Below are 23,923 nucleotides of genomic sequence, written 5' to 3'. Positions count from 1 at the left end.
GCATGCCGTCCGAGTGCTGTCCGGTCCCTGAAACCCGTGTGCCGACAAGGAAAACGGTCTGGGAGCATGGGGGGCATGAGCGCTGCTACTTCTCCGTCCGAGAGCCGGGTCTCCGCCCGCATCGGTGCGATCTCCGAGTCCGCCACCCTCGCCGTCGACGCCAAGGCCAAGGCCCTCAAGGCCGCCGGCCGTCCGGTGATCGGCTTCGGTGCCGGCGAGCCCGACTTCCCGACCCCCGGCTACATCGTCGACGCCGCGGTCGAGGCCTGCCGCACCCCGAAGTACCACCGCTACACCCCGGCCGGCGGGCTCCCCGAGCTCAAGGCCGCCATCGCGGAGAAGACGCTGCGCGACTCCGGCTACGAGGTGGACGCGTCCCAGATCCTGGTCACCAACGGTGGCAAGCAGGCGATCTACGAGGCGTTCGCCGCGATCCTCGACCCGGGCGACGAGGTCATCGTGCCCGCGCCGTACTGGACCACCTACCCCGAGTCGATCCGGCTGGCCGGCGGCGTCCCGGTGGAGGTCGTGGCCGACGAGACCACGGGCTACCGGGTCTCGGTCGAGCAGCTGGAGGCGGCCCGTACGGAGCGTACGAAGGTCGTCCTGTTCGTCTCCCCGTCCAACCCGACCGGCGCGGTGTACAGCGAGGCCGACACCGAGGCGATCGGCCGCTGGGCCGTCGAGCACGGCCTGTGGGTCCTGACGGACGAGATCTACGAGCACCTGGTCTACGGGGACGCGAAGTTCACCTCGCTGCCGGCCGTCGTGCCCGAGCTGCGCGACAAGTGCATCGTCGTCAACGGCGTCGCCAAGACGTACGCGATGACCGGCTGGCGCGTCGGGTGGATCGTCGGCCCCAAGGACATCGTGAAGGCCGCGACCAACCTCCAGTCGCACGCCACGTCGAACGTCGCCAACGTCTCGCAGGCCGCCGCGCTGGCCGCCGTCTCGGGCGACCTGGACGCGGTCGCGGAGATGCGCACCGCCTTCGACCGCCGCCGCCGGACCATCGTGCGGATGCTCAACGAGATCGACGGCGTGTTCTGCCCGGAGCCGGAGGGCGCCTTCTACGCGTACCCCTCGGTGAAGGACCTGCTGGGCAAGGAGATCCGGGGCAAGCGCCCGGCGACCTCGGTCGAGCTGGCCGCGCTCATCCTGGACGAGGCCGAGGTGGCGGTCGTTCCCGGCGAGGCGTTCGGCACGCCGGGCTATCTGCGCCTGTCGTACGCCCTGGGCGACGACGACCTCGTCGAAGGCGTCTCGCGGCTCCAGAAGCTGCTGGCCGAGGCGAAGGCGTAACCCCGGCGGGGGTCCGCCTCCCCCGCCGTACGAGCGACTCCCGGCCCCGGCCGGGGGTCGCTTTCGCGTTCGAGGGGCACTCCGATGGGGAAAGCGGCTACCGCGCCGCCCCTTCGGTGCGGCAGGATCTTGGGATGGAGCGTGATGTACGTCTGTTGCCCAAGGCCCACCTGCACCTGCACTTCACCGGGTCGATGCGTCCCACGACGCTGCTGGAACTCGCCGACAAGTACGGGGTGCGGCTGCCCGAGGCCCTGACCGGCGGCGAGCCGCCCAAATTGCGGGCGACGGACGAACGGGGCTGGTTCCGCTTCCAGCGCCTCTACGACATCGCCCGGTCCTGTCTGCGGGCCCCCGAGGACATCCAGCGCCTGGTGCGCGAGGCCGCCCAGGAGGACGTGGCGGACGGGTCCCGCTGGCTGGAGATCCAGGTCGACCCCACCTCGTACGCGCCGCTGCTCGGCGGCCTGATCCCGGCGATCGAGATCATCCTCGACGCGGTGGACTCCGCCTCGCGCGCGACGGGGCTGCCGATCCGGGTGGTGATCGCCGCGAACCGGATGAAGCACCCGCTGGACGCACGGACCCTGGCGCGGCTCGCCGTGCGGTACGCGGACCGGGGCGTCGTCGGCTTCGGCCTCTCCAACGACGAGCGGCGGGGCATGGCCCGCGACTTCGACCGGGCCTTCGCCATCGCGCGCGAGGGCGGGCTGCTGGCCGCTCCGCACGGCGGCGAGCTGTCGGGCCCCTCCAGCGTCCGGGACTGCCTGGACGACCTGGACGCCGTGCGCGTCGGGCACGGCGTGCGGGCGGCCGAGGACCCCCGGCTGCTGCGCCGGCTGGCGGAGTCCGGGGTGACCTGCGAGGTGTGCCCCGCGTCCAATGTGGCGCTCGGCGTCTACGAGAAGCCCGCCGATGTCCCCCTGCGCACTCTGTTCGACGCGGGCGTGCCGATGGCGCTCGGCGCGGACGACCCGCTGCTGTTCGGTTCCCGGCTGGCCGCGCAGTACGACCTGGTGCGCCGCCACCACGCGTTCACGGACGAGGAGCTGGCCGAGCTGGCCCGCCAGTCGGTGCGCGGGTCCACGGCGCCCGAGCCGGTGCGGGCGGAGCTGCTGGCAGGTGTGGACGCCTGGCTGGCCGGTCCTTCGGTCTGAACCGCCGGACGGGCCCTACAGGCTGACGCCCACCGTCACCGGTTCGTTGACGAGGGTGACGCCGAAGGCCGCGTGCACCCCGGCGACGACCTCACGGGCCAGGGCGAGCAGGTCCTCGGTGGTCGCCGCGCCCCGGTTGGTGAGGGCGAGGGTGTGCTTGGTGGAGATGCGGGCGGGTCCGGTGCCGTAGCCCTTGGTGAAGCCCGCCCGGTCGATGAGCCAGGCGGCGGAGGTCTTCGTACGTCCGTCACCGGCCGGGAAGGCGGGGGGCGTGACGTCGGGTCCGAGCCGGTCGGCGACCCGGTCCAGGAACGCGTCGAAGGCGTCCTGATCGAGGATCGGGTTGGTGAAGAAGGACCCGGCCGACCAGGTGTCGTGGTCCTCCGGGTCGAGCACCATGCCCTTGCCGGCGCGCAGCCGGAGCACGGTTTCGCGGGCGTCCGCCGCGGGAACGCGGTCGCCCTCCGCGACGCCCATGGCCCGTGCGGTCTCGGGGTACTTCAGGGGCGCCGACAGCCCGCCGGACTCCTCCAGGCCGAAGCGGACGCGCAGCACGACGTACCGGTCGGGTTCGGCCTTGAAGCGGCTGTGCCGGTAGGAGAACGCGCACTCGGAGTTGGGCAGGACGACCGTTTCCCGGCTGCGCCGGTCGTAGGCGACGACCTCGGTGATGGTGGCGGACACCTCCTGGCCGTAGGCCCCGACGTTCTGGATCGGGGTCGCGCCCGCGGAGCCGGGGATTCCGGCGAGGCATTCGAGGCCGGCGAGCCCGGCTTCCACGGTGCGGGCGACGGCGTCGGTCCAGACCTCGCCGGCGGCCAGTTCCAGGCAGCCGCCGTCCAGGACGAAGCCCTTGGTGGCGATGCGCAGGGCGGTGCCCTCGAAGCCCTTGTCCCCGATGACGAGGTTGCTGCCGCCGCCGATGACCAGGAGCGGGGTGCCGCTGTCGTCGGCCTCGCGGACGGCTTCGACCACTTCGTCGTCCGTGGTGGCGGTGAGCAGCCGGGTGGCGGGGCCGCCGAGCCGGAAGGTGGTCAGGGGGGCGAGGGGCGCGTCGTGGAGTTCCTGCACGGGGACAAGGGTACGGTCCGCGGCTCCGCCGCTGGGCGGGGCCACGGACCGTGCCGGGTGTACGGGGTGTGTCAGGCGGGTACGGAGACCGGCTCCCCGGTGTGCCCCTCGACCCGGGCGGCGGTTCCGGGTTCCGGCGTCGCGGCGGCGCGGCGACCGGGGATCATCAGGGCGACGAGCGCGGCCAGGGCGACGACCCCGGCGCCGATCCAGACGGCCGGCACGGTCCCGTCGGTGAAGGACCGCGCGGAGCCGAAGCCGCCCCGCGCCGAGAAGACGGTGGTGAGCGCGGCGACCCCGAGGGCGCCGCCGACCTCGCGCAGGGCGTTGTTGGCGCCGGACGCGATGCCCTGTTCGCCGGGGCGGACGCTGGACATCACCAGGCCGGCGGCCGGTGCGAAGTACAGGGCCATGCCGATGCCGCCGACGACGAGTCCGGGGAGCTGGGAGACGTAGGAGGCGTCCGGGGCGATGGCCAGGGCGAAGAGGGCGAGTCCGGTGGCCTGGAGGGCGAGGCCGGTGACGACGACGGGGCGGCCGCCGAACCGGTCGGAGAGCATTCCGGCGATCGGGGCGACGAGCATCGGCATCCCGGTCCAGGGCAGCATGCGCAGTCCGGCCTCGGTGGGCGAGTAGCCGAGGACGCTCTGGAAGTACTGGCTGAGCAGGAAGATCGAGCCGAACATCCCGAGGTACATCAGCAGGCCGGCGATGTTGATGCCGAAGAAGCCGCGGTCCCGGAAGAGGCGCATGGGCAGCATGGGCCTGCGGCTGCGGAAGCCGTGGTGGACGAAGGCGCCGAGGAGCGCGGTGCCGGCGAGGAGCGAGGTCAGCACGGTGGGGTCGGTCCAGCCGTCGGCGTTGGCGTTGACGAGCCCGTGGACGAGGCCGAAGAGGCCGCCGCTGACGAGGAGGGTGCCGGGGAGGTCGAGCCGGGCGTCGGGGGCGTAGGACTCCGCCAGGCGGAAGCGGGCGAGCGGCAGCAGGAGCAGGCCGATGGGCACGTTGAGCCAGAAGATCCACTGCCAGGAGATGTGTTCGGTGAGGCCGCCGCCGATCAGGGGTCCGCCGGCCACGGCGAGGCCGGTGACGGCGCTGAAGATGCCGAGCGCCATGCCCCGGCGGGCCGGTTCCACGGCGGCGGTGAGCAGGGTGAGGGTGAGCGGCATCATAATCGCGGCGCCGACGCCCTGGACGGCGCGGAAGGCGATGAGTTCGTTGATGCCGGGTGAGAGGGCGGCGGCCGCGGAGGCGCCGGTGAAGACGGTGAGTCCGGCGAGGAAGAGCCGGCGGCGGCCGAAGCGGTCACCGAGGGCGGCGCCGAACATGAGCAGGACGGCGAAGGTCAGGGTGTAGGCGTTGACCGTCCACTCCAGCTCCTCCACCTCGCCGCCGAGGCTCTCGCGGATGGACGGCAGGGCGGTGGTGACGACGAGGTTGTCGAGGGCCGCCATGAAGCCGGCGACGCTGGTGATGACGAGGGCCCAGGCCGCTCCCGCGCGGCCTTTCGTGTGCTGGTTCACTGCTCCCCCTGGAGGGTTAGTAATTGGTCACTAACTTTTCTGGGCAGAAAACCGGGCCGAACCCGGAGAGGACGACGGTCATCTCAGGTGAGCGGCCTGGCCGAGTCGTAGAAGCCGGACCAGATCCGGTGTCCGGCCGGAAAGCCGAGCGAGGTCAGCGTGTTGGCGAGCATGCCGTACGCGAGGAAGGTGGTGGCGTCGTTGGCGTCGGCGCCGAGCGCGAGGTTGACGGAGTCGAAGAGCTCCAGCCAGCCGGCCCGTACCGACTCGCCGAAGGCGTGGTCACCGGCCGCCTCGGCGGCGGCGACCGCCGCGTACATCTGCATCTGCATGAGCAGCTTGTCCGGGTCGTCGGCGATCAGCCGCTGATAGGCGCGGGCCATGGCGTGCAGCGCCTCTTCGCCCTCCAACCCGTCGGCGGCCTCGGCGAAAACCTCGCAGGTCTCGCGGAGGCAGCGCTCGGAGGCGGCGAGGAACATCGCCTGCTTGTTGGGGAAGAGCCGGAAGAGATACGGCTGGGAGACGCCCACCCGTTTGGCGATCGACTCGGTGGAGGTCGCGCTGTACCCGCCGCGGGCGAACTCGGTGACCGCGGCGCGGATGACGCTCTCGCGTCGCTCGTCTGCACTCATCCTTGCCATGCCGGTAAGTTAGTACTCAATCACTAACTTGGTCAAGGGGTGGCGGGACGGCCCGTGAGCGGGGCTCCGGTGTCGGTGCCGGCGGGGCGGGGGTACGCGTAAGGGGCACGGCCCATGGACCGTGCCCCTTACCGATGCGTGACGCGGCGCCTCTCAGGCGAGCTGCACCACGGCCCGCGACATGCCCAGCACCTTCTTGCCGTCGCTCATCACCGTCAGGTCCACCCGCACCCGCCGGTCGTCCAGCAGGGCGGCCACCTTGCCGCTGACCTCGATCAGCGCACCCTTGTCGTCGTCCGGGACGACGACGGGCTTGGTGAAGCGCACCCCGTACTCCACGACCGCGCCCGGGTCGCCGGCCCAGTCCGTGACGATCCGGATCGCCTCGGCCATGGTGAACATGCCGTGCGCGATCACATCGGGCAGGCCGACCTCGCGGGCGAAGCGCTCGTTCCAGTGGATCGGGTTGAAGTCGCCCGAGGCACCCGCGTACTGCACGAGCGTCGCACGGGTGACGGGGAAGGACCGGGCCGGCAGCTCCGTGCCGACCTCGACCGCCTCGTAACTCACCTTCGCCGTCATCACGCCTCCTCGGCGGCGCGCGCCACCAGCTTCGTCCAGGCGGTCACCACGTGCTCGCCGGACGCGTCGTGGACCTCGCCGCGGACGTCCAGGATGTCGTTGCCCGCCATGGACTTCACGGCCTCGATGGTCGAGGTCACCGTCAGCCGGTCCCCGGCGCGCACCGGGCGGGTGTAGACGAACCGCTGGTCGCCGTGGACCACGCGGCTGTAGTCCAGCCCGAGCTGGGGGTCCTCGATGACCTGGCCCGCGGCCTTGAAGGTGATCGAGAACACAAAGGTCGGCGGGGCGATGACATCGCCGTGGCCGAGCGCCGCCGCGGCCTCGGGGTCGGTGTACGCGGGGTGGGCGTCGCCCACGGCCTCGGCGAACTCGCGGATCTTCTCCCGTCCGACCTCGTACGGCGCGGTGGGCGGATAGGTCCGTCCCACGAAGGACTGGTCGAGCGCCATGAACTCGCAACCTCCTGGATGAAAGACGACTGGGCCGGCCTGTGGCGGCGTCCCGCCCCATTCAACGGCAAGCCCGCACAACGACACGAGGCCGCCCCCCGGAGGGGACGGCCTCGTGCACGAGCCTGATTCAGCGCGTTTCGCGGTGCGCCGTGTGCGAGTTGCAGCGCGGGCAGTGCTTCTTCATCTCAAGACGGTCCGGGTTGTTGCGCCGGTTCTTCTTGGTGATGTAGTTCCGCTCCTTGCACTCCACGCAGGCCAGCGTGATCTTCGGGCGGACGTCGGTGGCAGCCACGTGAGTGCTCCTTGGACGGATGAACGGATGAACGCAGAAAAGAGTAGCCGATCGAAGGACCGACCCCACAATCGGCTACTTTTTGTAGCGGTGACCGGACTTGAACCGGTGACACAGCGATTATGAGCCGCTTGCTCTACCGACTGAGCTACACCGCTTTGATGACTGATCCTCCCCGCCGAAGCGGGGACTCTCGATCACCAGAGCCCCAATGCGGAATCGAACCGCAGACCTTCTCCTTACCATGGAGACGCTCTACCGACTGAGCTATTGGGGCGAGCGAGGAAGACATTACACGCTCGGTCGCCGATCGCCCAAATCCGTTTCGCGGCGCCCGGCCATCCCCGTCCCGTACCCCGCTCCGGCCGCCCGCACACCGCTGATCAGCAAGGCGGCGCCGGTACGACTATTGCGCTCTTGCCGGAACGGGGTGGGTCACACCTCTAGGCTCTACTCACTCTCTGTGATCTTGAGCCGTCTCCTGGAGCACGATGCCCGACGACCAGCCGCGGCGCCCCGACGACCACGCGGCCGGCGCCGCCGGTGCCCCGGAGAACGGCGCGCTGACCCTCTGCGGCGCCCGGCTCGCGGACGGCCGGGTGGTGGACGTACGCGTCTGCGGCGGCCGCATCGAGGCCGTGGGCACCGCGGGCAGCCTCACCGCCCCCGGCGCCCGGCTGGACCTGCGCGGCCATCTGCTGCTCCCCGCGCCCGCCGAACCGCACGCCCACGGCGACACCGCCCTCACCGCCGGCCTCGCGGGACCGGCCTCCGGGCGCCCCGAGGACATCCAGCGGCGCGCCACCGAGGCCGCCCTGCTCCAGCTCGGCCACGGCGCCACCGCGCTGCGCGCGCATGTCCGGATCGGCGGCGGCCGGGGCCTGGCCGGGCTCGAAGCGGTCCTGCGGGCCGGGCGCTCCCTGCGCGGCCTGGTCGAGCTGACCGTCGTCGCCGTGCCCGGGCCGCCGAGCGGGGCGGACGGGGTTGCCGGGGCGGACGTTTCGGCGCTGCTCCGCGACGCGCTGCGGGCGGGCGCGGACGCGGTCGGCGGCTGCCCGGACCCCGCCCCGGACCCGTCCGGGTACGCCGAGGCCGTCCTGACGGTCGCCGCCGAGCACGGCTGCCCCGCGGACCTGCACACGGACGGCGGCGACCCCGCCCTGCTGGCCCGGCTGGCCGCGTCGGCCGCCGAACTTCGCCAGGGGGTCGCCATCGGTCCCTGCGCCGGGCTCGCCCGGCTGCCCGCCGACACCGCCGCCCGGCTGGCGGACCGGCTGGCCGGCGCCGGGGTGGCCGTGGCCGTCCTGCCGCAGGGCGCCTGCGCCGACGCGGCGGACCGGGGCACCGCGCCGGTACGGCTGCTGCGGGCGGCCGGGGTGCGTGTTGCGGCGGGCAGCGGGGCGCTGCGCGACCCGGCCAACCCGGTGGGGCGCGGCGATCCGCTGGAGGCCGCGTTCCTGCTGGCCTCGCAGGGCGGCCTGAGCCCCGCGGACGCCTATGCGGCGGTGTCGGAGGGGGCGCGGCACGTCCTGGGGCTTCCCGAGGTCCGGGTCGAGGCGGGCTTCCCGGCGGAGCTGCTCGCCGTGCGCGGGGAGGGGATCGCGGACGCGCTGTCGCAGGCGTACAGCCGGATCGTGGTGCACCGGGGGCGGGTGGTCGCCCGGACGAGCGCGGTGCGCGAGTACGGCGACGCACCGGCCGCCGGGCGGGGCCCGGGACTGCCGCGCCAGGGACGGCCGGAATCCACCGGCGGGGCGTGAGCGCGGGGGCGCGCTCCGGCGTACCGTCGATCGCATGCGCATTGTCATCGCAGGTGGACATGGTCAGATCGCGCTGCGGCTGGAGCGGCTGCTCGCTGCGCGCGGGGACGAGGCGGTCGGCGTCATCCGCAACCCCGAGCAGCGGGGGGACCTCCGGGACGCGGGCGCCGAGCCGGTGGTGCTGGATCTGGAGTCGGCCGCGGTCGAGGAGGTCGCGGAGGTGCTGCGCGGCGCCGACGCGGCGGTCTTCGCGGCCGGCGCCGGCCCGAACAGCGGTACGGCCCGCAAGGACACGGTGGACCGGGGCGCGGCCGTCCTGTTCGCGGACGCGGCGGAGCGGGCGGGGGTGCGCCGTTACGTCGTGGTCTCCTCGATGGGCGCGGACCCGGAGCACGCCGGGGACGAGGTGTTCGACGTGTACCTGCGGGCGAAGGGCGCGGCGGACGCGGACGTGCGGGCGAGGTCGGGTCTGGACTGGACGATCCTGCGCCCCGGCATGCTCACCAACGACGCCGGCACCGGCCAGGTCCTGCTGGCCGCGAAGACGGGCCGCGGCCCGATCCCCCGCGACGACGTGGCGGCAACCCTCCTGGAACTCCTGGACACCCCGGCCACAGCGGGCCTGACCCTGGAACTGATCGGAGGCACGGTGCCGCTGGCGGTAGCGGTGAAGGACATCGCGGGCAACTGACCGCCCCAACGAAGAAGACCCCCGTCCGGAAGGACGGGGGTCTTGCTTGTGGCGGCGCCAGGATTCGAACCTGGGAAGGCTGAGCCGGCAGATTTACAGTCTGCTCCCTTTGGCCACTCGGGCACACCGCCAAGGGATGCCGCCTTCGAGTTCCGCTTTGCTGCGGTGCTCTCTGGCAACGACGTAAACAATACCTGATGACCGGGGGTGCTTCGCCACCGGATTCTTCGGCGCTCCTCGCGGGCGGGGGTGGCTAGGCTTGGCCGGTGGCGGGGCTCGCGGGGTTCGCGGCCCGTCGCGCCAGGCACGTCCTTTCCCAGCACCCCCGATCCAAGGAGCCACACGTCATGGCCGACTCCAGTTTCGACATCGTCTCGAAGGTCGAGCGGCAGGAGGTCGACAACGCCCTCAACCAGGCCGCCAAGGAGATCTCCACCCGCTACGACTTCAAGGGCACGGACGCCTCGATCGCCTGGTCCGGCGAGAAGATCCTGATGCAGGCGAATGGTGAGGAGCGGGTCAAGGCGATCCTCGACATCTTCCAGTCCAAGCTGATCAAGCGCGGGATCTCGCTGAAGTCGCTGGACGCCGGTGAGCCGCAGCTGTCCGGCAAGGAGTACAAGCTGTTCGCCTCCATCCAGGAGGGCATCACCCAGGAGAACGCCAAGAAGGTCGCGAAGATCATCCGCGACGAGGGCCCCAAGGGCGTCAAGGCCCAGGTCCAGGGCGACGAGCTGCGCGTCACCTCGAAGAGCCGGGACGACCTCCAGGCCGTGCAGGCGCTGCTCAAGGGGCAGGACTTCGACTTCGACATCCAGTTCGTGAACTACCGGTAGTCCGCCGGGTCGCCCGCCGGCGGGGAGGGCCGGGATCGGGGCGCCGGTCGCGGTTGCGACCTCGCGCCCCGACGCGCCCTCCCCGCCGGCGGCCGTGCCGGAGCGGATCGCCGGCTGCTCGTCGCGGGCTGCGTGTCCGAATACCGCCGGTCACTGCGGTGCGGGCGCAGCAGACTGGGTCGTGGCGGCCGGTGGTTCGGCCGGTCGTACGGATGGAGAAGAGGCTCGGTCATGACCATGTACGCGACGGTCGACAGCCCGCTCGGCGAGCTGCTGCTGGTCGGCGAGCGACTGCACGGGGCCGGACAGACGGGGCAGGCCGCGCTCGTCTCGCTCTCCCTGCCCGGTCAGAAGGGCGGCGCCGTCCGCCAGGAGGGCTGGGCGCACGTCCCCGCGGCGTTCGACGGGGCGGCGGAGCAGTTGCGGGAGTACTTCAAGGGGCACCGGACCCGGTTCGAGCTGGTGTACGCGCAGGGGCGCGGTACGGAGTTCCAGCGGCGCGTCTGGGCGGCCGTGGAGGCCGTTCCGTACGGCGAGACCGTCTCGTACGGGCAGATCGCCGAGCGGGTCGGCGCGAGCGGCGCCGGGGTGCGGGCCGTCGGCACGGCCATCGGCCGCAACCCGCTGCTGGTCGTACGCCCCTGCCACCGGGTGATCGGCGCGGACGGCGCGCTGCGCGGGTACGCGGGCGGGCTGGAGCGCAAGGAACGGCTGCTCGGACTCGAAGGGGCCCTCACCGCCCTCACCACACCCACCGCCCTCGCCGCGCGCTGATGGAGGGGCTGTTCCCCAGGCCGCGTACGGTCGTCGCGCCGGGCGCGGTGCACGTACCGGAGTGGCTGTCGCCCGAGGAGCAGCGGCGGCTGGTGGCGGCGTGCCGGGAATGGGCCCTGGGGCCCGTACCGCTGCGGCACACGGCGCTGCCGGGCGGCGGGGTGATGTCGGTGCGCACGGTGTGTCTGGGGTGGCACTGGCAGCCGTACCGGTACTCGCGTACGGCGGACGACGTGAACGGCGCGCGGGTGCTGCCCTTTCCCGCCCGGCTGGCCGAACTGGGCCGCGCAGCGGTGGCGGAGGCGTACGGGACAGGCAGGACGGACGGGGCGGCGGGCAGCGGTCCGGAGGCGTACGCGCCCGATGCCGCGCTGGTGAACTTCTATGACGGGGCCGCCCGCATGGGCATGCATCAGGACAACGAGGAGGCGTCCGGAGCGCCGGTCGTGTCCCTCAGCGTCGGCGACACCTGTGTCTTCCGGTTCGGCAACAGCGGGGGCCGGGGCAGGCCGTGGACCGATGTGGAGCTGGCGTCCGGGGATCTGTTCGTGTTCGGCGGGCCCTCGCGGCGGGCGTTCCACGGGGTGCCGGCCGTCCGGCCGGGCACCGCTCCGCCCGGTACGGGGATGAGCGGCGGCCGGCTCAATGTGACGTTGCGTGAGACGGGGTTGCGGGGCTGACCTCAGCGGCGTTCGCGGGAGTTGCCGAAGAGCAGCCGGTAGGCGATCAGCAGGACCAGCGAGCCGCCTATGGCCGCGATCCAGGTCGCCGGGTCGAAGAAGTCCTTGGTGATCTCGCGGTCCAGGAAGCGCGCGGATATCCAGCCGCCGAGGAACGCGCCGACGATCCCGATGAGCGTCGTGCCCACGAGACCGCCGGGGTCGCGGCCCGGCAGCAGGACCTTGGCGATGACGCCCGCGACGAGCCCGAGAATGATCCAGCCGATAATGGTCATGCGTGCGAACCTACCCGTCCCTCTGTCCTGGAATCCAAGACGCGGGAGACGGGCGGGCGGTTGCGGAACCGGGCTTCCGACGGCAGGAGCAGGGGCTTACGGGGGCTCCTACCAGCCGGCGAACTGCTGGTCGGTGCGGACGATCTCCTTCCCGAAGGGCATCAGGGACACCGGGATCAGCTTGAAGTTGGCGATGCCCAGCGGGATGCCGATGATCGTGATGCACAGGGCGATGCCGGTGGTGATGTGGCCGAGGGCCAGCCACCAGCCGGCGAGGACCAGCCAGAGGACGTTGCCCACGCAGGAGGGCGCGCCCGCGTCCCGGCGGTCGACGACGCGGTGGCCGAAGGGCCACAGGGCGTAGACGCCGATCCGGAAGGCGGCGAGGCCGAAGGGGATGCCGATGATCGTGATGCAGAGGAGGAGTCCCGCGAGCAGGTAGCCGAGGAACATCCAGAATCCGCAGAGGACCAGCCAAATGACGTTCAGAATGGTTTTCACGGGCGAGGACCTGCCATCTGCTCGAGTCGGGCGATGCGCTCCGCCATCGGCGGGTGGGTCGAGAACAACTTGGACATGCCCCGCCCCGCGCGGAACGGGTTGGCGATCATCATGTGGCTCGCGGTCTCGATCCTCGGCTCCGGGGGCAGCGGAAGCTGCTGCGTACCGGCCTCCAGCTTCCGCAGGGCGCCGGCCAGGGCCAGCGGGTCGCCGGTCAGCCGGGCGCCCGAGGCGTCCGCCTCGTACTCGCGGGAGCGGCTGACGGCGAGCTGGATGACGGAGGCGGCGAGCGGGCCCAGGATCATGATCAGGAGCATGCCGAGGAGGCCGGGGCCCTCGTCGTCGTTGGAGCGGCCGACCGGGATCAGCCAGGCGAAGTTGACCAGGAACATGACGACGGAGGCCAGCGCTCCGGCGACGGAGGAGATCAGGATGTCCCGGTTGTAGACATGGCTCAGCTCGTGGCCGAGGACGCCGCGCAGCTCCCGTTCGTCCAGCAGGCGGAGGATGCCCTCCGTGCAGCAGACCGCCGCGTTGCGCGGGTTGCGGCCGGTGGCGAAGGCGTTGGGGGCCTGGGTCGGGGAGATGTAGAGGCGGGGCATGGGCTGGCGCGCCGACGTGGACAGCTCGCGGACGATGCGGTAGAGCTGGGGCGCCTCGAATTCGCTCACCGGACGGGCGCGCATGGCGCGCAGCGCCAGCTTGTCGCTGTTCCAGTACGCGTAGGCGTTGGTGCCGATCGCGACCAGGAGGGCGACGATCAGGCCCGTGCGTCCGAAGAAGCTGCCGATGACGATGATGAGTGCGGACAGGCCCCCGAGGAGTACGGCGGTTCTCAGCCCGTTGTGCCGGCGGTGCACGGTACGCCCTCCAAATCGTGCAGCAGGGGAACCCTTGCTGGGTGCGGCTCCACTCCCCAGTGGAGCCTCCCGTACCGGTCAACGCCAGGCGAGGAGAGCTAGTTCCCTTGTGCGGACGGCCGTACGGCCCCGAGCGCCCCGGCTGTACGCGTGGGGGCGGCTCTGGGCCGTACGGGTGGGGCGTGCGGGGTGCTCAGCGCTGGGCGGGGAGCTTGGCGAGGGCCAGGGCCTCCGGGTCGGGCTCGACCTCGCTGGTGCAGTGGGCGCAGCGGGAGGCGATGGCGGGGATCGCGGTGTAGCAGCGGGGGCAGTCGCGCTGGGCGGCCTTGATGTCGATCTGCGCCTCCTCCTCCTTCTTGGTGAAGCGGTCCTGCACCTTGGCCATGGGCACGACGACGCAGAAGTAGAGGACGGCGGCGGTGATGAGGAAGGCGATCGCGGCGCTGACGAAGAGGCCGTAGGGGAAGTCGACGCCGTCCACCTTGAAGTGGGCCTTGCTGAAGTCGCCGGTGCCGCGCGTGATGATGCCGATCAGCGGCACGATGAAGCCGTTGCTGAACCCGGTGACGACCGCGGTGAACGCGGCTCCCACGGCGAGACCGACCGCCATCGAGATGACGTTTCCGCGCAGGATGAAGTCCTTGAACCCGCTCAGCACTGCTCTGGCTCCTCTGTGGTGGTGCGACGGTGGTGCGACGTCCATACGCGTCGCGCGGCCCCGACCCTGCCCTGTGGGGGCGGCTCGGGGCAAACCGATCTTGTTACTTATGGAATCGCCTATCGAACAGATGGGCGATGTCGGAACGGGTGGGCGACTAGAAGAGGCTGACGGCGGCGAACCTGAGCACCGCCTGCGGGGCGCCCGACAGGACGACTCCCCCGGCGGTGGTGAGGACGATCGCGGCGGTGAGCGGCGCCGGGACGTGGTGGCGTACGGCGGGCGCGTCGTCCCCGGAGCCGTCTTCCGGCGCGGGGGCGCGGAAGAGGATCGCGGTCCAGCGCAGGTAGTAGTACAGCGCGACCACGACGTTGACGGCCATCACGACGGCGAGCCAGCCCAGTCCGGCGTCCACGGCGGCGGAGAAGACCGTGACCTTGGCGAACAGGCCGATGATCCCCGGCGGCAGACCGGCCAGGCAGAGCAGGAAGAAGGCCAGCGCCAGGGCGGCCAGGGGCCGGGTCGCGTACAGGCCGCGGTAGTCGTCGATGCGGTTGCCGGGGCGGGTACGGGCGACCAGGGCGGCCACCGCGAACGCGCCGAGGTTCACGACGGCGTACATCAGGGCGTACGCGACGGTGGAACCGATCGTGCGTTCCCCGGCGTACGCGGCGGCGGCGATGGGGACGAGCAGATAGCCGGCCTGGGCGACGGAGGACCAGGCCAGCAGGCGTACGGCGCCCCGCGCGCGGGTGGCGCTCTGGCGCAGCGCGGCGACGTTGGCGAGGGTCATCGTGAGCGCGGCCAGGACCGCGAGCGCCGGGCCCCACACGTCCGCGTAGGCCGGGAAGGCGATCACGGTGACGAGGATGAGCCCGGTGAAGCCGACCGCCTTGCCGACCACCGAGAGGTAGGCGGCGATGGGCAGCGGGGCGCCGACGTAGGTGTCGGGGACCCAGAAGTGGAAGGGCGCGGCGGCCGTCTTGAAGGCGAAGCCGACAAGGGTGAGCGCGACGCCCGCCCCGGCGAGGGTGGACAGCTGCCCGTCCACGTGTTCGAGGCGGCCGGTCAGTTCGGTGAGGTGCAGGGTGCCGGTGGCCGCGTACACGAAGCTGACGCCGAGGAGCATAACGGCGGTGGCGGTGACGGAGGAGAGGAAGAACTTCAGCGCGGCCTCGGAGGAGCGCCGGTCGCCGCGCTTGATGCCGACGAGGGCGAAGGCGGGCAGCGAGGCGACTTCGAGGGCGATGACCAGGGTCGCGAGGTCGCGTGCGGCGGGCAGCAGCGCGGCTCCGGCGGCGGAGGACAGCAGCAGGAACCAGAACTCGCCGGCCGGCAGCTTGCGGGTGTCGCCGATGGAGAGCAGGGCGGTGAGCAGGGCGCCGCCGAGCACGAGGGCCTGGATGACCAGGGTGAAGTGGTCGGCGGTGTAGCTGCAGGCGCGGCTGCCCGCGGTGAGGCAGAAGGTGGAGCGGTCGCCCTCGTGGAGCGGGACGATGAGGGCGAGCGCGGCGACGAGTCCGGCGACGGCCCCGTAGCCCAGAAGCGGTTTGCGCTCCGCGGGTACGAAGAGGTCGGCGACCAGGACGGCGAGGGCGACGGCCGCGGCGGTGACGGGGGGCGCGATGGCGAGCCAGTCGACGGACTGGACGAGACTGGCCGCGCCGGAGGCGCTTGCGGCTGTCACGTTCACGACTTGCCTCCCGCGAGGAGCTTCTGCACGGCCGGGTCGGTGAGGCCGAGGAGGACGGCGGGCCACAGGCCGGCGAGGACGGTGAGGGCCGCGAGGGGGGTCCAGGCGGCGAATTCGTAGCTCTGCACGTCGGCGACCGGCCGCGGTTCCCCGTCGGTCGCGCCCATGCAGACGCGGCGGACGACGATCAGCAGGTACGCGGCGGTGAGCAGGGTGCCGAAGGCGGCGACGGACATGAACGTCAGGAAGGCGGGCCGGCTGAGCCCTTCGGCCGGGTCGAACGCGCCGAACATGGCGAGCATCTCGCCCCAGAACCCGGCGAGTCCGGGCAGGCCGAGCGAGGCGATCGCGGCGAACGCGAGGAGGCCGCCGAGGCGGGGCGCGCGGCCGTAGAGGGCGGCGCCGGTGGCCCCGGCGAGGGTGTCCAGGTCGGCGGTGCCGTAGCGGTCCTTGATCGCGCCGACCAGGAAGAACAGCAGGCCGGTGATGAGCCCGTGGGCGATGTTGGCGAAGAGCGCGCCGTTGACGCCGGTGGGGGTCATGCTCGCGATGCCGAGGAGGACGAAGCCCATGTGGCCGACCGAGGAGTACGCGATGAGCCGCTTGAGGTCGCCCTTGGCGCCGGGCCGGGCGAGCGCCAGGCAGGCGAGCGACCCGTAGACGATGCCGGCGGCGGCGAAGGCCGCGAGGTACGGGGCGAAGGTGTGCATTCCGTCCGGGGCGACCGGGAGCAGGATGCGGACGAACCCGTACGTGCCCATCTTGAGCAGGACGCCCGCCAGGAGCACGGAGCCCACGGTCGGGGCGGCGGTGTGGGCGTCGGGCAGCCAGCTGTGCAGCGGCCACATCGGGGTCTTCACGGCGAGCCCGATCCCGATCGCCAGAACGGCGGTGACCTGCACGGACGAGGTGAGCCCGCGGCCGTTGTCAGTGGCGAGTGCCACCATGTCGAAGGTGCCGCTCTTCAGTCCGATCAGGAGCAGGCCCAGCAGCATGACGACCGAGCCGAGCAGTGTGTAGAGGATGAATTTCCAGGCGGCCGCCTGCCTCCGCGCACCGCCCCAGCGGGCGATGAGGAAGTACATCGGGATGAGGACCATCTCGAACGCCAGGAAGAACAGGATCAGGTCGAGGACGGCGAAGGTGGCGAGGGTGCCGGACTCCAGGAAGAGGAGCAGGGCGACGAATGCCTTGGCGGAGGGGCCTTCGGGCAGCTTGAAGTAGCTGTAGAGCGCGCAGAGGAAGGTCAGCAGCGCGGTCAGGACGAGCAGGGGGAGCGAGATGCCGTCGATGCCGAGGTGGATGCGTACGTCGAGCGCCGGAATCCAGCTGATGTCGGTGGTGGCCTGCATCTTGGACGGCTGGTCGTGGTCGAAGCCGGCGGCCAGCGCCAGGGTGGCCAGCAGGATGGCCCCGGTGACGGTCACGCCGTGCCGGAGGACTGCCTGGTCCGGGTTGCGGCCCTTGAGTCCGGGCGGGGCGGGGAGCAGGGCGCTGACGGCGCCGATGAGCGGTCCGGCGACGGTGAACGCCAGAAGGAACTGCATCACGGACGGGCTGATATCGATCACGGCTCAGGACCCCGCGTTGACGTTGGCGTAGACGACGGCGGCGACCGCCAGGACCAGGGAACCGGCCAGCAGTGCGCTGAGGTAGGTCTGCACATTGCCGGTCTGGGCGCGGCGGACCGCCGTGCCGAACCAGCGTGCGCCGGTGGCGGAGCCGCGTACGTAGGTCTCGACGACCTCGCGGTCCAGGAAGCGGACGAGGCGGGCCGCCGCCTGGAGCGGGCGGACGAACAGCGCCGCGTACAGGGCGTCCAGGTGGAAGCCGGTGGCCGCGTGGCGGTGCAGCGGGCCGAGCAGCAGGCGTCCGGGGTCGGCGGGGTCGGGCGCGTCGCCGGCCGGGCCGTAGGCGGCGGTCCGGGCCTCGATGGCCTCGATCTCGACCAGGGCGGGTTCGGCTTCGGGGTGGGCGACGACCGAGCCCATGGGGAAGCGGGCGGCGAGCGCGGTGGTGTGGCGCCAGGCCCCATAGGTGACCAGTCCGCCGACGAGGCCGAGGCCGGTGGACAGGACGGCCGTGGTCAGCGAGGGGGTGAGGGCGTGGCCGTCGAACCAGTCGCCGATGACGCCTGCGGTGAGCCCGAGGCCCAGGGTGGGGACGGCCAGCACCCACAGGACGGCCGACATGGCGACGGGCTGCCTGCCATGGTCGGGGGCCTCGGCGCCCCGGCCCCGGAAGGCGAGGAGCCAGAGCCGGATGGCGTAGGCGCCGGTGAGCACGGCGGCCAGCAGCCCGGCGGTGAGGACGGTCCAGCCGGCGGCGGCCGGGGCGACGTGCCGGTCGCCGAGCGCGGTGTGTTCGGCGGCGACGAGGACGGCTTCCTTGGAGAAGAAGCCGGCGAACGGCGGGATGGCGGCCAGGGCCAGCAGGGCGACGGTCATCGTCCAGTAGGCGTCCGGGATGCGGCCGGCGAGGCCGCGCATCCGGGACATGGCGGCCAGTGAGTTGGTGCCGGCGGCGTGGATGACGACGCCGGCCGCGAGGAAGAGGACGGCCTTGAACGCACCGTGCGAGACGAGGTGGAAGACGGCCGCGCCCCGGTCCCCGACGGCCAGGGCGCCGGACATGTAGCCGAGCTGACCGATGGTCGAGTAGGCGAGGACGCGCTTGATGTCGTCCTGGGCGAGCGCGGCGAGCCCGGAGCCGATCATCGTGACGGCGGCCATCACGGCGAGGACGACGAGGGCCGCGCCGGACGCGGCGAAGACGGGGAGGAGCCGGGCCACGAAGTAGATGCCGGCGGCGACCATCGTCGCCGCGTGGATCAGCGCCGAGACGGGGGTGGGGCCGGCCATGGCGTCGGGCAGCCAGGTGTGCAGGGGGAACTGCGCGGACTTGCCCGCGACCCCGGCCAGCAGCAGGAGCGCGATGACGGTGGGGTGGTCGAGGCCGCCGTGGGCGACGGCGCCCAGGATGCGGGTGATGCGGAAGGAGCCGGTGTCGGCGGCGAGCGCGAACAGGCCGATGAGGAAGGGTACGTCGCCCAGCTTGGTGACCAGGAACGCCTTGAGGGAGGCGGCGCGCGCCTCGGGCGTCTCCCAGTAGTGGCCGACCAGGAAGTAGGAGCAGATGCCCATGATCTCCCAGCCGACCAGGAGCACCATGATGTCGCCGGAGTAGACGACGAGCAGCATCGCGGAGGTGAAGAGGGAGACCAGCGCCGCGTAGGAGGGGTAGCGGGGGTCGTCGCGGAGGTAGGCGGTGGAGTAGATCTGCACGCAGCTCGCGACCAGGGCGACCAGCACGGCGACGAGGACGGCGAAGCCGTCGAGGTGCAGGGCGAGGTCGATGGGGACGGAGCCGGTGGGGGTGAGCTGGGTCGCCGCGTCGATGGCCCGGCCGCCGCCCTGGCGCGCGGCGACGACGGCGGCGAGGACCAGGGAGGTGAGGGCGGGCAGTACGGCGAGCGGCCGGACGTAGCCGGGTGCGGTGCGGCCGACGAGCAGCCCGGCGACGGCGCCCAGGAACGGCAGGAGGGGGACGAGGACGGCGAGGGTCGTGGTGGTCACGCGGTGGCCTCTGCCTTCTTTGCCTTCCCTGCCGCAGCAGTGGCCTGGTCTTCGGGGCGGGCGGTGCCCTCGTCGGGGTCGTCGCCCTCGTCGTCGCCGGCCGGGACGGTCTCGGCCTCGTCGGTCTCGGCGGTGTCGCGGAGGCGGTCGATGTCGGAGGTGCCGCGGTTGCGGTACACGGCGAGGACGATGGCCAGGCCGATGCCGATCTCCGCCGCCGCGATGGCGATGGTGAACAGGGTGAGGGCCTGGCCGGAATGCAGGGTGTCGCGGAGCCAGACGTCGAACGCGACCATGTTGAGGTTGACGGCGTTGAGCATCAGCTCGACGGACATCAGGACGAGGATCGCGTTGCGGCGGGCGAGTACGCCGTACAGCCCGGTGCAGAAGAGGAGGGCGGAGAGCACGGCGGGGTAGGCGAGGTGCATCAGCGCGTGTCCTCTCGGGGCGAGGTGGCGGCCTCGGCGGGGGCCTGGGGTGCGCGCGCGTCGGCCCGGCCCTTGCGGGAGAGGACGATCGCGCCGACCAGGGCCGCGAGCAGCAGGACGGAGAGCGCCTCGAAGGGGAGCACCCAGTGCCGGAAGAGGAAGGCGCCGGTGGCCTTGGTGGTGCCCTGGGCGGGCCCGTCCAGCTCGATCCAGGTGGTGCGGAAGGCGTCCACGACGACCCAGACGAGGGTGCCGGCGGAGGCGGCGGCGACCACGAGGGCGGCCCACCGGTTCTCGGAGTCGGCGTCCGGGGAGCGGCCGATGGGGGCGCGTGTGAGCATCAGCCCGAACAGGAGGAGCACGACGACGGAGCCCACGTAGATCAGTACCTGCACCCAGGCGATGAACTCCGCCGTGAGCAGGAGGTACTCGACGGCGAGGCCGCCGAGCGCCACGATCAGCCAGAGGGCGGCGTGCACCAGCTGACGGGTCGTGACGGTCACCAGGGCCGCGCCGAGGGTGGCGATGCCGACGAGGACGAAGGCGATCTCGACGCCGGTCGGGGAGAGGAAGCCGGGGGCCGCCGGGGCGGCCGCGAGGGCGGGGATCATGCCGTGCCTCCCTCTGCGGCGTCGTCCCGCGCCGCTTCCTGCTCCCGCTGGGCGCGGAGCTGGTCCGCTTCCTGCTGGGCGCGGATCTTGTCGGCCGTCTTGCGGGCGGCGGCGAGTTCCTTCGGCTCCTCCGCGCGCTCGTCGAGTGCGGGCGGCTCCGGCACAGTCCACATCCACTCGCGCAGCTTGTCGCGCTCGTGGGTGAGGTCGAGGATGTCCGTCTCGGCGTATTCGAACTCCGGCGACCAGAACAGTGCGTCGAAGGGGCACACCTCGATGCAGATGCCGCAGTACATGCAGAGCGAGAAGTCGATCGCGAACCGGTCCAGCACGTTGCGGCTGCGCTCGCGGCCGCCGGGGGCGGCCGGGGGCATCGTCTCCTTGTGGGAGTCGATGTAGATGCACCAGTCCGGGCACTCGCGGGCGCACAGCATGCAGACCGTGCAGTTCTCCTCGAACAGCGCGATGACGCCGCGGGAGCGGGGCGGGAGCTCGGGCTGCACGTCGGGGTACTGGGCGGTGACGGTCTTCCTCGTCATCGTCCGCAGGGTGACGGCGAGGCCCTTGGCCAGGCCTGAGCCGGGGATCGGGGGCACTAGTTGATCGCCACCTTCACGATGCCGGTGAGCGCGATCTGCGCGAGGGCGAGCGGGATGAGGGTCGTCCAGGCGAGCTTCTGGAGCTGGTCCTCGCGCAGGCGCGGGTAGGTGACCCGCAGCCAGATCACGACGAACGCCAGGACGGCCGTCTTGAGCAGGGTCCAGAGCCAGCCGAGGCCGTCGTCGCCGAGGGGGCCGTGCCAGCCGCCGAGGAACAGCACGGTGGTCAGCCCGCACAGCACGACGATGCCCGCGTACTCGGCAAGCAGGAACAGGGCGAAGCGCAGGCCGGTGTACTCGGTGTACGCGCCGAAGATGATCTCGGAGTCGGCGACGGGCATGTCGAACGGGGGCCGCTGGAGTTCGGCGAGCCCGGCCACGAAGAAGACCAGGGCGCCGATGATCTGCCAGGGCAGCCACCACCACTCGAACGCGTCGAGGATGCCGGGCAGCGACACCGTGCCCGCCGCCATCGCCACCGAGGCGGCGGCGAGCAGCATCGGCAGCTCGTACGCGAGGAGCTGGGCGGCCGTGCGGAGGCCGCCGAGCAGGGAGAACTTGTTGGCGGACGCCCAGCCGGCCATCAGGGAGCCGAGGACGCCGATGCCCATGACGGCGAGCACGAAGAAGATTCCGGCGTCCAGGACCTGGCCGACCGCGCCGTCCCCCGGCGCGATCGGGATCGCGACGAGGACGAGGAGGTACGGGAGGAGGGCGACGGCCGGGGCGAGGCGGAAGACCCTGCGGTCGGCGCCGGCCGGGACGATGTCCTCCTTCTGTGCGAACTTCACGCCGTCCGCGACGAGCTGGGCCCAGCCGTGGAAGCCGCCGGCGTACATGGGGCCCAGGCGGCCCTGCATGTGGGCCATCACCTTGTGCTCGGTCTGGCCCACGACCAGGGGGAGGACGAGGAAGGCGGCGAAGACGACGAGGAGGCGGAGGGCGACGTCCAGTGCGTCGTTCACGCTTGATCGCCTCCGGGGGTGTCGTCGGGGGTGGGCTTGTCGGAAGTCGGCTTGGGGGTGTCCTCGAACGCCGGGCGGGCGTGGTGCCACGGTGCGTCCGATTCGGGTGTCGGTGCCGGTGCCGGGGCGGGCGCCGGTGCCGATGCCGGTGGCGGTGTCTGCTGGCTCGCCGAGCCCTGCGATGCGCTGCGGGTACGGCGCGGGCGGGGTGCCGGGGCTTCCGGGGCGCCCTCGGTGCCCGGTCGCGCCGGAGCCGCCGGGGCCGCCGCGCCCGCCGGGGTCGCCGCGCCCGCCGTCCTCGTACGCCGGGCCGGGCGCGAAGGGGCCGCCGGGAGCCGGCCCTTGAGCGGGCCCCACTCGTTCGGGTCCGGGACGCCGGGCGGGAGCATCGTGCGGCGCTTGGGGCCGCCGTGTTCCGGCTCGCCCGGCTCCTTCGCGCCCGGCCACGCCTTCGCCACGCGGGCGGCCAGCACGAAGTCCTTGCGCAGGGGGTGGCCCTCGAAGCCCTCGGGGAGGAGCAGGGGCACCAGATGCGGGTGGCCCTCGAAGGCGACGCCGAACATCTCGTGCGTCTCGCGCTCGTGCCAGGCGGCCCCCGCGTACACGCCGATGGCCGTGGGCAGCGTGGGCGCCTCGTGCGGCACCGTCGTCCGCAGCAGCAGCCGCCGTACGCCTGACCCGGGCTCCGCCGGCAGCGCCGCCACGTGGGCGCAGACCCGGAAGCCCGTGCCCGGCTCGTCCACCGCGCTCAGCCAGTCGAAGTAGGTGCAGCCCAGGGCGTCGCGGGCGGTCTCCAGGGCGGTGAGCCACGCGGTGGGCGGGACGTCCACGGTCAGCAGGTCGTACGCCTGCTCGGCGGTGGCGCCCTCGCCGAAGATCTCGGCGGCGGCGTCCGGGAGCCGGTCGAAGGAGGCGGTCACGTGCGCTCCCCCTCGTCCTCGTCCGGGGCCGGGGCTGCGGCCGGAGGCGGCGTCACCAGGCCGCTGCGCAGCGCCGACGTCGTCGGGCGCGCCCCGGCGGCAGCCGCGTAACGCTCCCCCAGCGACTCGCGCGCGATCTTCTCCTGGAGCTTGAGGATGCCCTGGAGCAGCGCTTCGGGCCGGGGCGGGCAGCCGGGGACGTAGACGTCGACGGGGATGATCTGGTCGACGCCCTTGGTCACGGAGTACGAGTCCCAGTACGGGCCGCCGCAGTTGGAGCAGGCGCCGAAGGAGATGACGTACTTGGGCTCGGGCATCTGCTCGTACAGGCGCTTCACGGCGGGGGCCATCTTGTCCGTCACCGTGCCGGAGACGATCATGAGGTCGGCCTGGCGCGGGCCCGGCGCGAAGGGGATGACGCCGAGCCGGATGAAGTCGTGGCGCGCCATGGAGGCGGCGATGAATTCGATGGCGCAGCAGGCGAGTCCGAAGTTGAAGACCCAGAGGCTGTAGCGGCGGCCCCAGTTGAGGACGACCTTCATCGGTTCCGGCGCGAGCCGGGACAGGACGCCCAGGCGCTTCGGTTCCGGGAGGAACGTCGGTACGGCGGCGGGTTCGTCCCCCGCTGCGGCGGGCGACGGGCTCGTCACGTCCATTCCAGGACGCCCTTCTTCCATGCGTAGAGCAGTCCCACGGCCAGGAAACCGAGGAAGATGAACATTTCCACCAGCGTGGTCGCGCCGTAGCCGGGGGCCGCGAAGACCGTGGCCCAGGGGAACAGGAAGACCGAGTCCACGGCGAAGATCACGTACAGGAACGCGTAGACGTAGTAGCGGACCTGGGTGTGGGCCCAGCCCTCGCCCACGGGGTCCACGCCGCACTCGTAGGTGAGGAGCTTCTCCGGCGTCGGGACGACGGGGCTCAGCAGCCGGTTGCCGGCGAAGGCGGCCGCGACGAACAGGACGCCGAGCACGGCGAGGAGCCCCACGACCGAGTAGCCGTGGAAGTAGTCCGATGCCGCGAGCACCGCCCGCGTGGGCGCCACGCCCGGAAGGTCCGCCACGTCCGCCCCTC

Annotated in this window: 27 protein-coding genes and 3 tRNA genes; 7 read left to right on the top strand and 23 right to left on the bottom strand. The window is 72.2% G+C overall.

The window, feature by feature from the left end:
* The first annotated feature begins 75 nt into the window (after window positions 1-75).
* Both OG710_RS17930 and OG710_RS17925 read left to right on the top strand, forming a co-directional pair.
* Window positions 76-1,302, top strand: a complete 1,227-nt coding sequence (locus OG710_RS17930) for a pyridoxal phosphate-dependent aminotransferase (protein WP_330240240.1) — start codon at window positions 76-78, stop codon at window positions 1,300-1,302.
* 134 nt (window positions 1,303-1,436) lie between these two features.
* On the top strand, window positions 1,437-2,459 hold the full coding sequence (locus OG710_RS17925; protein ID WP_330240239.1) for an adenosine deaminase: 1,023 nt from the start codon (window positions 1,437-1,439) through the stop codon (window positions 2,457-2,459).
* A 15-nt stretch (window positions 2,460-2,474) separates the two neighbouring features.
* Here OG710_RS17925 and OG710_RS17920 read toward each other — a convergent pair whose 3' ends face one another.
* The 8 genes from OG710_RS17920 to OG710_RS17885 all read right to left on the bottom strand — a co-directional run bounded on the left by OG710_RS17920 (window position 2,475) and on the right by OG710_RS17885 (window position 7,300).
* On the bottom strand, window positions 2,475-3,530 hold the full coding sequence (locus OG710_RS17920; protein ID WP_330240238.1) for a UDP-N-acetylmuramate dehydrogenase: 1,056 nt from the start codon (window positions 3,528-3,530) through the stop codon (window positions 2,475-2,477).
* Window positions 3,531-3,601: 71 nt separating this feature from the next.
* A complete protein-coding gene (locus OG710_RS17915) occupies window positions 3,602-5,053 on the bottom strand; it encodes an MFS transporter (RefSeq protein WP_330240237.1) in 1,452 nt (483 codons plus the stop codon).
* 83 nt (window positions 5,054-5,136) lie between these two features.
* Window positions 5,137-5,685 carry a TetR/AcrR family transcriptional regulator gene (locus OG710_RS17910; RefSeq protein ID WP_330242281.1) on the bottom strand — a complete coding sequence of 183 codons (549 nt, stop codon included), beginning with the start codon at window positions 5,683-5,685 and terminating at the stop codon, window positions 5,137-5,139.
* A gap of 162 nt (window positions 5,686-5,847) precedes the next feature.
* Window positions 5,848-6,276: a MaoC family dehydratase gene (locus OG710_RS17905; protein ID WP_111337288.1), complete on the bottom strand. Its 429-nt coding sequence runs from the start codon at window positions 6,274-6,276 to the stop codon at window positions 5,848-5,850.
* Window positions 6,276-6,728, bottom strand: a complete 453-nt coding sequence (locus OG710_RS17900) for a MaoC family dehydratase N-terminal domain-containing protein (protein ID WP_111337287.1) — start codon at window positions 6,726-6,728, stop codon at window positions 6,276-6,278. Before OG710_RS17900 ends, OG710_RS17905 begins: the two co-directional genes overlap by 1 nt.
* Window positions 6,729-6,858: 130 nt before the next feature.
* Window positions 6,859-7,023 (bottom strand): 50S ribosomal protein L33, encoded by a 165-nt coding sequence (gene rpmG / locus OG710_RS17895; protein ID WP_003956487.1) that lies wholly within the window; start codon window positions 7,021-7,023, stop codon window positions 6,859-6,861.
* 85 nt (window positions 7,024-7,108) lie between these two features.
* Window positions 7,109-7,181: transfer RNA gene (locus tag OG710_RS17890), tRNA-Met, on the bottom strand.
* Between the two features lie 46 nt (window positions 7,182-7,227).
* Window positions 7,228-7,300, bottom strand: a tRNA-Thr gene (locus OG710_RS17885).
* A gap of 214 nt (window positions 7,301-7,514) precedes the next feature.
* Between OG710_RS17885 and OG710_RS17880 the strand changes: the two genes are divergently transcribed.
* Entirely contained in the window at window positions 7,515-8,783 is a 1,269-nt protein-coding gene (locus OG710_RS17880; protein ID WP_330240236.1) for a hydrolase, read from the top strand.
* Window positions 8,784-8,817: 34 nt separating this feature from the next.
* Window positions 8,818-9,474 carry an SDR family oxidoreductase gene (locus OG710_RS17875; RefSeq protein ID WP_330240235.1) on the top strand — a complete coding sequence of 219 codons (657 nt, stop codon included), beginning with the start codon at window positions 8,818-8,820 and terminating at the stop codon, window positions 9,472-9,474.
* A gap of 49 nt (window positions 9,475-9,523) precedes the next feature.
* Here the strand turns inward: OG710_RS17875 and OG710_RS17870 are convergent.
* A tRNA-Tyr gene (locus OG710_RS17870) sits at window positions 9,524-9,605 on the bottom strand.
* A 216-nt stretch (window positions 9,606-9,821) separates the two neighbouring features.
* Here OG710_RS17870 and OG710_RS17865 point away from each other — a divergent pair.
* The 3 genes from OG710_RS17865 (at window position 9,822) to OG710_RS17855 (ending at window position 11,764) form a co-directional block, all read left to right on the top strand.
* Window positions 9,822-10,310: a YajQ family cyclic di-GMP-binding protein gene (locus tag OG710_RS17865; RefSeq protein WP_239225166.1), complete on the top strand. Its 489-nt coding sequence runs from the start codon at window positions 9,822-9,824 to the stop codon at window positions 10,308-10,310.
* 231 nt (window positions 10,311-10,541) lie between these two features.
* Window positions 10,542-11,084: a methylated-DNA--[protein]-cysteine S-methyltransferase gene (locus OG710_RS17860; RefSeq protein ID WP_330240234.1), complete on the top strand. Its 543-nt coding sequence runs from the start codon at window positions 10,542-10,544 to the stop codon at window positions 11,082-11,084.
* Window positions 11,084-11,764 (top strand): alpha-ketoglutarate-dependent dioxygenase AlkB family protein, encoded by a 681-nt coding sequence (locus OG710_RS17855; protein WP_330240233.1) that lies wholly within the window; start codon window positions 11,084-11,086, stop codon window positions 11,762-11,764. Before OG710_RS17860 ends, OG710_RS17855 begins: the two co-directional genes overlap by 1 nt.
* A gap of 2 nt (window positions 11,765-11,766) precedes the next feature.
* Here the strand turns inward: OG710_RS17855 and OG710_RS17850 are convergent, their stop codons facing one another.
* The 14 genes from OG710_RS17850 to OG710_RS17785 form a co-directional block, all read right to left on the bottom strand.
* Window positions 11,767-12,039, bottom strand: coding sequence for a GlsB/YeaQ/YmgE family stress response membrane protein (locus tag OG710_RS17850; RefSeq protein WP_111337276.1), 273 nt, complete (start codon window positions 12,037-12,039; stop codon window positions 11,767-11,769).
* Between the two features lie 108 nt (window positions 12,040-12,147).
* Window positions 12,148-12,540, bottom strand: coding sequence for a YccF domain-containing protein (locus tag OG710_RS17845; protein WP_111337274.1), 393 nt, complete (start codon window positions 12,538-12,540; stop codon window positions 12,148-12,150).
* Window positions 12,537-13,400 (bottom strand): zinc metalloprotease HtpX, encoded by an 864-nt coding sequence (gene htpX / locus OG710_RS17840; RefSeq protein ID WP_111337272.1) that lies wholly within the window; start codon window positions 13,398-13,400, stop codon window positions 12,537-12,539. Before htpX ends, OG710_RS17845 begins: the two co-directional genes overlap by 4 nt.
* A gap of 193 nt (window positions 13,401-13,593) precedes the next feature.
* Complete coding sequence (gene mscL / locus OG710_RS17835; protein ID WP_330240232.1) at window positions 13,594-14,058, bottom strand: large conductance mechanosensitive channel protein MscL; 465 nt, start codon at window positions 14,056-14,058, stop codon at window positions 13,594-13,596.
* 157 nt (window positions 14,059-14,215) lie between these two features.
* Window positions 14,216-15,751, bottom strand: a complete 1,536-nt coding sequence (locus tag OG710_RS17830; RefSeq protein WP_330240231.1) for an NADH-quinone oxidoreductase subunit N — start codon at window positions 15,749-15,751, stop codon at window positions 14,216-14,218.
* Window positions 15,748-17,298, bottom strand: coding sequence for a complex I subunit 4 family protein (locus tag OG710_RS17825; protein ID WP_330242280.1), 1,551 nt, complete (start codon window positions 17,296-17,298; stop codon window positions 15,748-15,750). The genes OG710_RS17830 and OG710_RS17825 overlap by 4 nt, the downstream gene beginning before the upstream one ends.
* A gap of 27 nt (window positions 17,299-17,325) precedes the next feature.
* Window positions 17,326-19,326, bottom strand: a complete 2,001-nt coding sequence (locus tag OG710_RS17820) for an NADH-quinone oxidoreductase subunit 5 family protein (RefSeq protein ID WP_330240230.1) — start codon at window positions 19,324-19,326, stop codon at window positions 17,326-17,328.
* Window positions 19,323-19,754, bottom strand: coding sequence for an NADH-quinone oxidoreductase subunit NuoK (gene nuoK, locus OG710_RS17815; RefSeq protein WP_330240229.1), 432 nt, complete (start codon window positions 19,752-19,754; stop codon window positions 19,323-19,325). The genes OG710_RS17820 and nuoK overlap by 4 nt, the downstream gene beginning before the upstream one ends.
* Entirely contained in the window at window positions 19,754-20,365 is a 612-nt protein-coding gene (locus OG710_RS17810; protein WP_330240228.1) for an NADH-quinone oxidoreductase subunit J family protein, read from the bottom strand. Before OG710_RS17810 ends, nuoK begins: the two co-directional genes overlap by 1 nt.
* On the bottom strand, window positions 20,362-20,961 hold the full coding sequence (locus OG710_RS17805) for a 4Fe-4S binding protein (RefSeq protein WP_330240227.1): 600 nt from the start codon (window positions 20,959-20,961) through the stop codon (window positions 20,362-20,364). Before OG710_RS17805 ends, OG710_RS17810 begins: the two co-directional genes overlap by 4 nt.
* Entirely contained in the window at window positions 20,961-21,929 is a 969-nt protein-coding gene (locus OG710_RS17800; protein WP_330240226.1) for a complex I subunit 1/NuoH family protein, read from the bottom strand. Before OG710_RS17800 ends, OG710_RS17805 begins: the two co-directional genes overlap by 1 nt.
* Window positions 21,926-22,849 carry an NADH-quinone oxidoreductase subunit C gene (locus OG710_RS17795; protein WP_330240225.1) on the bottom strand — a complete coding sequence of 308 codons (924 nt, stop codon included), beginning with the start codon at window positions 22,847-22,849 and terminating at the stop codon, window positions 21,926-21,928. Before OG710_RS17795 ends, OG710_RS17800 begins: the two co-directional genes overlap by 4 nt.
* Entirely contained in the window at window positions 22,846-23,505 is a 660-nt protein-coding gene (locus tag OG710_RS17790) for an NADH-quinone oxidoreductase subunit B (RefSeq protein WP_330240224.1), read from the bottom strand. The genes OG710_RS17795 and OG710_RS17790 overlap by 4 nt, the downstream gene beginning before the upstream one ends.
* Complete coding sequence (locus tag OG710_RS17785; RefSeq protein WP_330240223.1) at window positions 23,496-23,912, bottom strand: NADH-quinone oxidoreductase subunit A; 417 nt, start codon at window positions 23,910-23,912, stop codon at window positions 23,496-23,498. The genes OG710_RS17790 and OG710_RS17785 overlap by 10 nt, the downstream gene beginning before the upstream one ends.
* Window positions 23,913-23,923: the final 11 nt, after the last annotated feature.

Source organism: Streptomyces sp. NBC_00525, assembly GCF_036346595.1.
Taxonomy (GTDB): Bacteria; Actinomycetota; Actinomycetes; order Streptomycetales; family Streptomycetaceae; genus Streptomyces.
Note: the sequence above shows the minus strand (reverse complement) of the source record. Positions and strands in the feature narration are given on the sequence as shown.